At 33.2% G+C, this 9,755-nt stretch carries 14 protein-coding genes; 12 read left to right on the top strand and 2 right to left on the bottom strand.

Annotation, left to right across the window (positions count from 1 at the left end; translation table 11 throughout):
- The 11 genes from AC2UOP_RS07225 to AC2UOP_RS07175 all read left to right on the top strand — a co-directional run.
- Positions 1-233: ASCH domain-containing protein (locus AC2UOP_RS07225; protein WP_484833170.1), on the top strand; the 233-nt coding region annotated here is incomplete at its 5' end.
- A 137-nt stretch (positions 234-370) separates the two neighbouring features.
- On the top strand, positions 371-829 hold the full coding sequence (locus AC2UOP_RS07220; protein WP_484833169.1) for a GNAT family N-acetyltransferase: 459 nt from the start codon (positions 371-373) through the stop codon (positions 827-829).
- Positions 830-856: 27 nt separating this feature from the next.
- Complete coding sequence (locus AC2UOP_RS07215; RefSeq protein WP_484833168.1) at positions 857-1,885, top strand: S66 family peptidase; 1,029 nt, start codon at positions 857-859, stop codon at positions 1,883-1,885.
- Positions 1,886-1,914: 29 nt separating this feature from the next.
- Complete coding sequence (locus AC2UOP_RS07210; RefSeq protein ID WP_484833167.1) at positions 1,915-2,334, top strand: GNAT family N-acetyltransferase; 420 nt, start codon at positions 1,915-1,917, stop codon at positions 2,332-2,334.
- A gap of 42 nt (positions 2,335-2,376) precedes the next feature.
- Complete coding sequence (locus AC2UOP_RS07205) at positions 2,377-2,862, top strand: NUDIX hydrolase (RefSeq protein ID WP_484833166.1); 486 nt, start codon at positions 2,377-2,379, stop codon at positions 2,860-2,862.
- 226 nt (positions 2,863-3,088) lie between these two features.
- Positions 3,089-4,132 carry a Fic family protein gene (locus AC2UOP_RS07200; RefSeq protein ID WP_484833165.1) on the top strand — a complete coding sequence of 348 codons (1,044 nt, stop codon included), beginning with the start codon at positions 3,089-3,091 and terminating at the stop codon, positions 4,130-4,132.
- A gap of 109 nt (positions 4,133-4,241) precedes the next feature.
- The gene (locus AC2UOP_RS07195) at positions 4,242-4,991 is read left to right on the top strand and encodes a nucleoside phosphorylase (protein WP_484833164.1); all 750 of its coding nucleotides are present in this window, start codon (positions 4,242-4,244) and stop codon (positions 4,989-4,991) included.
- A gap of 52 nt (positions 4,992-5,043) precedes the next feature.
- Complete coding sequence (locus AC2UOP_RS07190; protein WP_484833163.1) at positions 5,044-5,682, top strand: VanZ family protein; 639 nt, start codon at positions 5,044-5,046, stop codon at positions 5,680-5,682.
- 80 nt (positions 5,683-5,762) lie between these two features.
- The gene (locus AC2UOP_RS07185; RefSeq protein ID WP_484833162.1) at positions 5,763-6,230 is read left to right on the top strand and encodes a GNAT family N-acetyltransferase; all 468 of its coding nucleotides are present in this window, start codon (positions 5,763-5,765) and stop codon (positions 6,228-6,230) included.
- Between the two features lie 14 nt (positions 6,231-6,244).
- Complete coding sequence (locus tag AC2UOP_RS07180) at positions 6,245-6,928, top strand: DUF1638 domain-containing protein (RefSeq protein ID WP_484833161.1); 684 nt, start codon at positions 6,245-6,247, stop codon at positions 6,926-6,928.
- A gap of 100 nt (positions 6,929-7,028) precedes the next feature.
- Positions 7,029-7,622 carry a helix-turn-helix domain-containing protein gene (locus AC2UOP_RS07175; protein ID WP_480021422.1) on the top strand — a complete coding sequence of 198 codons (594 nt, stop codon included), beginning with the start codon at positions 7,029-7,031 and terminating at the stop codon, positions 7,620-7,622.
- A gap of 65 nt (positions 7,623-7,687) precedes the next feature.
- Here AC2UOP_RS07175 and AC2UOP_RS07170 read toward each other — a convergent pair whose 3' ends face one another.
- Positions 7,688-8,017 carry a hypothetical protein gene (locus tag AC2UOP_RS07170; RefSeq protein WP_484833160.1) on the bottom strand — a complete coding sequence of 110 codons (330 nt, stop codon included), beginning with the start codon at positions 8,015-8,017 and terminating at the stop codon, positions 7,688-7,690.
- Between the two features lie 183 nt (positions 8,018-8,200).
- On the opposite strand from AC2UOP_RS07170, the gene AC2UOP_RS07165 reads away from it, so the two are divergent.
- Entirely contained in the window at positions 8,201-8,809 is a 609-nt protein-coding gene (locus AC2UOP_RS07165) for a hypothetical protein (RefSeq protein ID WP_484833159.1), read from the top strand.
- Between the two features lie 151 nt (positions 8,810-8,960).
- Here the strand turns inward: AC2UOP_RS07165 and AC2UOP_RS07160 are convergent.
- On the bottom strand, positions 8,961-9,755 hold a 795-nt coding region (locus AC2UOP_RS07160; protein WP_484833158.1), incomplete at its 5' end, for an IS3 family transposase.

Raw genomic sequence — 9,755 nt, 5'->3', positions numbered from 1 at the left:
AAGATGAATATCAATTTCTTATAGAAACTATTAGAGTTGAAATTGTTCAGTTTAAAGAGGTATCGTCTGAACATGCATATAAAGAAGGTGAAGGAAACAGAACATTAGAATATTGGAAAAAAGTGCATATAGATTTTTTTAGCAATGAACTAAAAGAAATAGATGAAGCATTAAAAGACGATGATTTAGTAGTTTTAGAGGAATTTAAAGTATTAGTAGGTGTGAAAATTTGAATCAACAAATATCAGTTTATCGAGCATTGCAAGTTATAAGTTTCTACGATATAAAACCTATAAAACTTGTACAGATATTGTAGGGTAGGGAGAGAGCGTTGTGAGACTTGAAAGAATATAAGGGAGGCAGGGACTGTATGATTACTGAGCGATTAAAGATAAGAAAATTTACTAATGATGATCTAATGAAACTCTATAATCTACTTTCAGATGAAGATGTCATGAAATTTATAGAAGCGCCTTTTTCATGGGAAAAAACAGCGAATTTTTTAAATAGTGTTGCACTGATTGACCCTCCTTTGATCTATGCGGTAGAAGATTTTAGTAAGAATTTTATCGGATATGTAATATTTCATGAGTATAACAAAGACTCCTTCGAACTTGGTTGGATACTCAATAAGAGATACTGGGGGAAAGGATATGCCAATGAATTAACAAAAGCATTTATAAACCGTAGCTTAGAGATAGGGAAAAACTTGATTATTGAGTGTGCCCCGAACCAGGAAAATTCCAAACGAATTGCGATGAAAAATAATTTTGAATTTCTTGGAGAAAGTGATGGCCGCAGTGTATTTAAAAGAAAGCTGATTAAATAAGATTTGAAAAAATATAGGGAGGAAATTATGATAAAGAAAATAGGAATTGTTAGCTTATCTAGTGGTGTTTTGGGGGAAAGTTTTGTTGAGCATGAAGTAAAAATAGGATTAGACAGATTAAATAAGCTAGGTGTAGAGATAGAGTTTTTACCTAATTCTCTGAAAGGCATTGATTTTTTAAAAAATCATCCAGAAGCTAGGGCAGATGATTTGCTACTTGCTTTTGAAGATGACACTATTGATATGATTTTATGTGCTATTGGTGGAGAAGATACTTATAGATTAGCGCCTTATCTGTTCGAAGGAGATAGATTAAAAAATATTGTTAAAGAAAAACTTTTTTTAGGCTTTTCTGACTCAACAATAAATCACTTTATGCTAAATAAGCTTGGCATAAAAACATTTTATGGTCAGGCTTTCTTGCCAGATGTATGCGAAATATCTGATAATATGTTAGCTTATACAGAAAAATATTTTTTAGAACTTATAAAAACGGGGAAAATAAAAGAGATACACCCTAGTGAAGTTTGGTATGAGGCAAGGGAAGATTTTAGCGAGAAAGCTATTGGCATAGAAATGAAAAGTCATACTAATACTGGTTTTGAGCTATTAAGAGGAAATCCTATATTTTGTGGAAAAATTTTAGGCGGATGCATAGAATCAATATATGATATGTTCGATAATTCTAGATTTGAAGATACAGTAGAAATTTGTAACAAATATAATTTATTTCCAAGCCTTGAGGCATGGGAGAATAAGATTTTACTTATAGAATCAAGTGAAGAAAAAACAAAACCAGATTTATATAGAAAAATGATACTTGCTCTAAAAGACTACGGCTTGTTTGATGTATTGTCGGGAATACTAGTAGGGAAACCTCAAAATGAAGTCTATTATGATGAGTATAAATCTATTTTATTAGAAGAAATTACTAATAAAGATTTACCTATTGTCTATAATATAAATATTGGACACTCAACTCCAAGATGTATAATTCCTTTTGGGGTAGAAGCAGAAGTAAATGTAAGTAAACAAACAATCTCCTTTAATTATTAAACAAATAGGAGTTTATCTGGAGGTTATGAATGGATTATAAGGAAATAGACGCTTCACACATAGATCTTTTGTGGGAACTTCAAAAGCAATATAAAGCAGAAATAGGAGAGGATATACCGAATGATATATCCAAGAAACGTCTGAAAGATGCAATCAGCAAAGGGGAAATATTATTTTTTGGAGCATGGGAAGGTGATGCATTGGTAGGCTGCTGTTCAATAACAGTTGGTTTTTCAACTTTTGACTATATGCCAAGTGGAATATTTGAAGATTTTTTCATATGTCCTGATTTTCGTCATAAAGGAATAGCACGCCAGCTAGTCCAATTTGCATATAAGTCAAGTGCTATAAGTTCAATGACTGTTGCTTGTGCACAATGCGATATACAAATGTATAAATCACTTGGATTTTCAATTCAGCTTGGAAACCTGTTTGCATTTGAACCATAAGTTACGCATCTTAGATGAGAAATTATATAAAGGAGAAAAACTATGGAGCATAATTGCGCTATTATTAACGATAAAAAAGCATTTAGATATAGAGCGGCAGCCATCATAGTCGAAGAGGGCTGCGTGCTTCTTGCAAGAAATGATGAGGACGACTATTACTACTCGGTTGGCGGAGCGGTTCACATGGGCGAGACATCAGAAGAAGCCGTCAAGAGAGAAGTATTTGAAGAGACAGGTTTTAATTACGAGGTCGATCACCTTGCCGTGATACATGAGAACTTCTTCATCGGAAGCTCTGGCTTAAAAGGAGTAGACTTTCATGAGCTTACATTCTACTATATGATGAAGCCCATGGGAAAAAGAAATTTTACAAGCCAAAGCACTACAGAGTCAGGTGCTAAAGAAACAATGCATTGGGTGCCGATAGATGAGCTTGATAAATGCGAGGCGTACCCAACATTTATGAAAGAATATCTTAGCTCAGAGCATAATGGAGTAGAGCATATAATTACAGATGAAAGGGTTTAGTGGACTAATTATATCATGAAATTTTTAATGAGAATAATCGTAAGTAATCGTGAAAAGCACCATTTAATATAATTATTAATTGTTTCGACCGAAGCTTGCTTGTATTTTAATTTCGCCATTTTGGATTTATCATATCCAAATCAATCATATTGGCGAAAATAATCTCGCCAATATTGATTTATATACGCCATTTGTGATATAATGGCGAGGAAGGTGGTGAAGCTGTATGAGAGAATTTGATTATTCAAAACTGTTAGATTTAAATATACCAGCAAAAATGTATGATTTAATATCAAAAATCTATGAATATAAGGGAAAACAGGAGCTATACGTAGCTAATTTTTCTGATGTTCTCGATAAAATGGTAGAAGTAGCTAAAATTCAGTCTACAAAATCATCTAATGCCATAGAAGGTATTTCAACAAATGATACAAGACTAGAAAAGTTGATGAATAAAAAAAGCGAACCTAAGAATAGAAACGAAGAAGAGATATATGGTTACAGAGAAGTTCTTGACATCATTCATGAAAACTATGAGAGTATTGAATTTACAAAAAATAATATTTTGACCTTACACAATAAACTTTATTCTTATTCTGGAGAAAGGCATAAAGGGAAATTTAAAACAATGGATAACAGCATTGTTGAAGTAAATTCCCTTGGCGAGAAAAAAGTTAGATTTCAGCCTGTATCAGCCTTTGAAACAGAAAAGTATATTGATGCAATGATTGAGGCATACAATAAAGCCCTTAGCTTAAAAATTCCACCATTATTACTAATACCAACTGTGATTCATGATTTTTTAGCTATACATCCATTTGCTGATGGCAATGGTAGAATGTCAAGGTTATTGACTTTGTTGCTTTTTTATAAAAATGGATTTTTTGTAGGAAAATATATTTCACTAGAAATGATTATCGAAGAGACGAAAGATATTTACTATGAAGAATTGCAAGCTTCAAGTGAAAATTGGCATGACGGAACTAATAACGACTTGCCATTTATAAAATATATGCTTTCGGTCATATATAAGGCATATAGTGAATGCGATGAAAGATTTAAACTAATATCAGAAAAATCTTTATCTTCTTCAGATAGAGTAATGAAGATATTTGAAAATTCTTTAGAGCCATTATCTAAATCAGATATAGTTGTGCTTTGCCCAGATATTTCTCAAAGAACTATAGAAAGGGCATTAAAAGAATTAAAAGACAGTGGCTTAATTAAGCAAGTAGGCAAGGGAAGATCAACTAAGTATATTAAAGTTTAAAATTATTCTATAAATCTAATAATTACAGTATTTGATGGCAATAATTTAATAAATATTATAAAAACACCATTTAATATAAATGGTATAGTGTAAACGAAAGAGGTAAATTATGATAATAGACAGTTACGATATAGATACAGAGCCAATTATAAGCCTAGAACATTTTTATGGCGAGAAGAAAAATTTAATAGATAAATGCTTGGTAATATTTTCAAAAAGCATAGTAGAATATTTACTCGATAATTTTGAGTGCCAAGAAATTGCTAAAGTAGGCTCACCGAATGGCTCAATACCAATATATAAAAGCCATTTTGAAGGTCAAGAATTTGCCTTCTACCTTAGCATGATGGGCTCGGCACTTGCTTCATCACAATGTAATGAAGTCAACTGGCTTACAGGCGCGAATAAATTTATTATGTTTGGCTCTTGCGGCAGCCTTGACAAAGAAAAGACTCTTGGCAAGTACATCATACCCACAGAGGCTTACAGGGGCGAAGGAGCATCTTATTATTATGCCGCTCCTTCAGACTATATTGCTATTAAAAACCATGATAAGCTTGAAGAATTTTTTATCAAGGAAAAAGCTCCATATACCAAGGGAAAGGTCTGGACCACAGACGTTATGCTTCGTGAGACGCGCGGGCTTGTCGCAAAGAGAAAGTCAGAAGGCTGCATAGCAGTAGAGATGGAGCTTGCAGGCGTACAAGCAGCTTGTGATTTTTATGGCTTTGAGCTTTATAATTTTCTTGAAGCAGGAGATGTCTTAAATGAGAGCTCTTATGAGGTAGAGGGACTTAATAGCGCCAACCATGATCTTGGAAAATTGTATTTGGCATTGAAATTATTAAAAGAAATATAAGGATAAAGAAAACATGATACAACTTGTTTACAATAAATAGAAAGGAATTTTTATGGATTTAGAATTTATTTTCAATCACGTAATAAGTGGATATCTGCCTATTATGGCCTTACTAATATTATATTTTATAATATTAAAATCATTTGGCAATACGCCAAGCAAAGGACATATAATTTTGACTTTTATATTTTCTTTTTATCTTGTAGGAGTTTTATCTGCGACAGGTGTTTGTTTAAAAGCAAATTTTTCACCCAGATTTTCATTACTACCTTTTATAGATATGATTAGAGGACCTAAAGATGCAATTTTAAACGTAATTTTGTTTCTTCCATTAGGAATTTTTCTGCCACTACTCTATGAGCAATATAATAGCTTATCCAAAGTTTTATTACTTGGATTTCTATTTTCATTTTCTATAGAATTCATTCAAATGTTTGGATTTGGGACTACAGATATAAACGATTTGATTACGAATACTTTTGGAGCAGTACTAGGTTATGGAGTATATGAATTACTTAGTAGATCATTTTCCGATTCATTGGTTGGAAAATTTCAGACAAAAGGCAAATATAGCCTTTATGAGCCAGTAATTCTGTGGACTATTACTATATTGATTATGCTGACTATCCAGCTTTATATCTACAATATTCTCTTTGCATCTAAGATAAGTGGAGAAATTCAAAAGTGGTAATATTCTATAAATAGACATGTTTATAAAATGGCGTAGAGCATATAATTACAGATGAAAGGATTTAATGGACTAATTATAGCATGAAATTTATTGTAAAAGAAATTATAGATAAAAAAGAAAAAGAAAATATCGCTAGAGAAGTGCTTAATGATTTGCCAGAATGGTTCGGCTTGCCCGAGAGCACAGAAAATTACATTCAAGAGTCACAAGAAAAGCCATTCCTAGCAAGTTTTTATAATGACGAGCTAGTAGGCTTCATCGTGCTTGGCGCGAGCAGCCCAGACTGCTCAGAGATCTTTGTCATGGGCGTGAAGAAGAAATACCATCATCATGGCGCTGGAAGAGAGCTAAATAAGGCCTATGAAGACTTAGCAAAGAGCTTAGGCTACACTTACACACAGGTAAAAACCGTTCAGTCTGGCCATTACGATGACTACGACATAACGAATAAATTTTATAAAGCGCTCGGATATAAAGAATTAGAAGTATTCCCAGATTTATGGGATGAGAACAACCCTTGTCAGATATATGTAAAGTACTTGGGTTAAAGGGAAGTGACATTATGTCAAAAACAGTAATTTTAGGGTGTTCATCATTAAAAGACTACATCGATGAGGCTCAAAGAAAAGTTAAAACGAATTACCCAGTATTTTATTTAAATCGTCTTTATCATAGAGATCCAAAAGAGATGCGTGATCACATCACCCACAAGCTGATGACAATGGACAAGGACATAGATACGATTTTGGTCGCGATGGGTTACTGCGGCGGATCGTGGAAGGGCATCAAGGCTCCATGTAGGCTTGTTATGCCAAAGATAGATGAGTGCGTTTCGCTTCTTTTGCAAAATACAGATGAAGTAAAAAGTAATTTAAAAGAGCCAGGCCACCTATATGTACGCGAAAAAGATCCGATGAAAGAAAATTATCACGCGATTTTTGATAAGCTTACACAAAACTTGGACGAAGAGACGAAAAAGCGCTACCACGAGGACTGGAAGAGGTATTACCACGAGATCGACATCATCGATACAAAAATTAATGACTGTAGAAGAGCAGATTACGTTCAAACCGTCAAGGAAGATGCGGCTTGGCTCGATGCGAAGCTTGGCTTTGTAGATGGCGGCACCTATTTATTGGAAAAGCTGTTCTCAGGCATGTGGGATGAGCAGTTCACTATACTAGAAGCAGGAGAGAGCTTAAGTGATGAATTTAATCTAGAGAACACAACAAAATCAGCAATATAGCGAATGTAAAAAGCTTTTGACACAGAAAAAATATACAAATGTAAAGAAGCTTTGATAGAAATAATATAAGATCTCTAATATAATTATCATGAAAGGAGGTATGGATTTTATGGAGCTTGGCAATCATATTAAACATTACAGAAATGAAAAAGGTCTATCTCAGGAAGAACTTGCAGAAAGAGTATATGTTACGAGACAAACTATTTCGAATTGGGAAAACAATAAAAATTATCCTGATATAAATAGTATTGTATTACTAAGTGAAATTTTTGAAATATCCATTGATAATTTAATTAAAGGAGATCTTGAACAAATGAAAAAGGAAATTAATTCAGAAGAAGTTAAAAAATTGAACTTCTATTCTTGGATGGTGGCGATTATTTTCTTAATAGCAATAATTTCATTGATACCAATGCTTAAATTCATTGGCTTGTATGGATTTATTCCATATTTTGCATTAATGTCTTGCGCTATGTTTTTTGCACTAAAAATTGAGAAAATCAAGAAAAACAATGATGTTCACACATACAAGGAGATTGTAGCTTTCACCGAAGGCAAAAGATTAGACGAGATACAAAAAATTGAAGAAAGAGCAAAAAGGCCATATCAACAAATTATAGTTGTTTTTTTATGGGCAGCAGTCACTCTATTGATTGTTGGAATTACGATTTTTATACTTAAATTATTTAATTAAAATAAAACGAAGAGGCGATAGAATCAAAATCTATCGCCATTTTTATATCACTTTCTAAGTAAAAACTACTCCTTAATCAATTTTTTATACACTTTCTCCACTTCATCAGCCAGATTTTTGTACGCCATATCACTTCTTGAGCAAGCGCCCTCTATAAGCAAATCAAAATCCTCTTTGATGTACTCCTCCAGCTCCTTGTCAGAAAGAATTTCCTTAATGTCAGCGCCAGCTTCTAAACCATTCTTTTTTAATAATTCATACAAATCATGCGCATCCATCGCTTCAAGCTCAGCCTTTGTGTAGAGGTCTTCATCATTATTCGCACAAGCAGCAGATGTTAAAACTATAAGCATCAAAGAAAGAAGAAAAGCAATTATTCGTCTAGATTTATACATAAAACGCCTCCAATAAATACTATGAATATTCTTTATGTTATTATACTACTTTACTATATTCATGTCAATCGTTCCGCAAAATGAGATACATCATTCCGATATCCTTGCCATTGTTCCGATAAAATGATAAAATAAAATTATATTTAGAAAATAGACTTAACAAGTAAATTAGGTGGTGAGTTAATGAACATAACTAGAATCAACACATACGACGACCATCGCTTTAGTCAAGAAGCCCTTAATCAGCACGGCTGCTACCTTGCAGATGGTAAAGTGCCAATAGAGATTAAAATCATATCACAGAGCGAGGCTATTATAATAGGCGATAAAACTTATTTCGATGAGCTCATAGACGAGTTTCGCTTCAATGCAGAGCATATCATAAAATTTTATGATGAGAGCGGCAAAATTGTGAAGCAGTTCAAGGACCTAGAGCTATTTAAGCTAGATCTAGACAAAATTCAGCCAATACAGTTCTTTGTCGATAGAGATAAATTAGAAGCAGTAAGGACCTTTGTTACGAGAGAAGAAGACGTGATCATACCAGTTGCGAAGCGCGATGATATATACGTATCCCTAGACGGCCACACACGCCTCTACCTTGCTTATATCCTTGGCTTCAAGCACGTCTACGCTTATATTAGCCAAGACTTCGATGGCTTCGACTACTTCTTTGATGAAGCAAGAAAAAGAAATATATATGCAGCAAAAGACTTGATTTTGCTTGATCATGAGGAATACATAGAGAAGTGGGATAAGTTCTGCGATGAGTATTATATGACGAGAGAGTGAATTGGTGGACATTGTTCCGATAAAATGATAAAATAAAAAATATGAAAGCTGATTAAATTAATAAATCATGTTGGAATTTTGTTTATAAATATAGTATAATGGACTTACAAAATGATGTGTACCCAGAAAACTGGACACATTAATATTTAGTTTACACTATGGATGCTAACCTATACAAAGTAGGTGGCATCCATTTTGTTTTCTTCTGAATTCTTTCGTTATTATAGTAGTATATATATTCATCAATAGCTTTTGAAAACTCTTCAAATGTTTTAAAGTCTCTCTCACATCCATAATACATCTCTGTTTTTAGTCTACCAAAGAATGTTTCCATAATGCAGTTATCATAGCAGTTTCCTTTTCTTGACATTGACTGCGTTATTTGATGTTTTTCTAGTTCTTTTGTGTAGTAGCTATTTTGATATTGCCAGCCTTGGTCTGAGTGCATGATTAAGCCTTTTACGCATGGGAACTTTTCAAATGCTTTATCAAGCATTCTTGATACTTGCTCTAGTGTTGGATGTAAGGATAAGTCGTATGAGATGATTTCGTTTGTATACATATCTAATATTGGTGATAGATAGCATTTACCCCATGTGAAGTTAAATTGGGATACATCTGTAGTCCACTTAGTACATGGCCTAGTTGCTGTAAAGTCTCTGTTTATGATATTACCAGCTACTTTACCAACACTTCCCATATATGAATGATATTTTTCTTTTGGTCTCTTGCCTAGAAGATTCATATTGTGCATAAGTCTTTGAACTCTTTTGTGGTTAACTATATATCCTTTACTTAAGAGCGTTTGATGAACTCTTCTTACTCCGTATCTACCTTTGTTTGAGGTAAATATTTCTTGTATCTTTTCTTTGATTTCTTTGTTTCTTAGATCAACTTGATCAACTTTACTTAATTCGTAGTAGTATGTTGATTTAGGTAGGTTCAT

Source organism: Fenollaria sp. (genome assembly GCF_057222035.1).
This window is presented reverse-complemented; position numbering and strand designations above follow the sequence as displayed.

Coding starts and splice junctions, on each gene's coding strand:
- AC2UOP_RS07220 (WP_484833169.1), top strand. CDS start 371: ATGATTACTGAGCGATTAAAGATAAGAAAATTTACTAATGATGATCTA.
- AC2UOP_RS07215 (WP_484833168.1), top strand. CDS start 857: ATGATAAAGAAAATAGGAATTGTTAGCTTATCTAGTGGTGTTTTGGGG.
- AC2UOP_RS07210 (WP_484833167.1), top strand. CDS start 1,915: ATGGATTATAAGGAAATAGACGCTTCACACATAGATCTTTTGTGGGAA.
- AC2UOP_RS07205 (WP_484833166.1), top strand. CDS start 2,377: ATGGAGCATAATTGCGCTATTATTAACGATAAAAAAGCATTTAGATAT.
- AC2UOP_RS07200 (WP_484833165.1), top strand. CDS start 3,089: ATGAGAGAATTTGATTATTCAAAACTGTTAGATTTAAATATACCAGCA.
- AC2UOP_RS07195 (WP_484833164.1), top strand. CDS start 4,242: ATGATAATAGACAGTTACGATATAGATACAGAGCCAATTATAAGCCTA.
- AC2UOP_RS07190 (WP_484833163.1), top strand. CDS start 5,044: ATGGATTTAGAATTTATTTTCAATCACGTAATAAGTGGATATCTGCCT.
- AC2UOP_RS07185 (WP_484833162.1), top strand. CDS start 5,763: ATGAAATTTATTGTAAAAGAAATTATAGATAAAAAAGAAAAAGAAAAT.
- AC2UOP_RS07180 (WP_484833161.1), top strand. CDS start 6,245: ATGTCAAAAACAGTAATTTTAGGGTGTTCATCATTAAAAGACTACATC.
- AC2UOP_RS07175 (WP_480021422.1), top strand. CDS start 7,029: ATGGATTTTATGGAGCTTGGCAATCATATTAAACATTACAGAAATGAA.
- AC2UOP_RS07170 (WP_484833160.1), bottom strand. CDS start 8,017: ATGTATAAATCTAGACGAATAATTGCTTTTCTTCTTTCTTTGATGCTT.
- AC2UOP_RS07165 (WP_484833159.1), top strand. CDS start 8,201: ATGAACATAACTAGAATCAACACATACGACGACCATCGCTTTAGTCAA.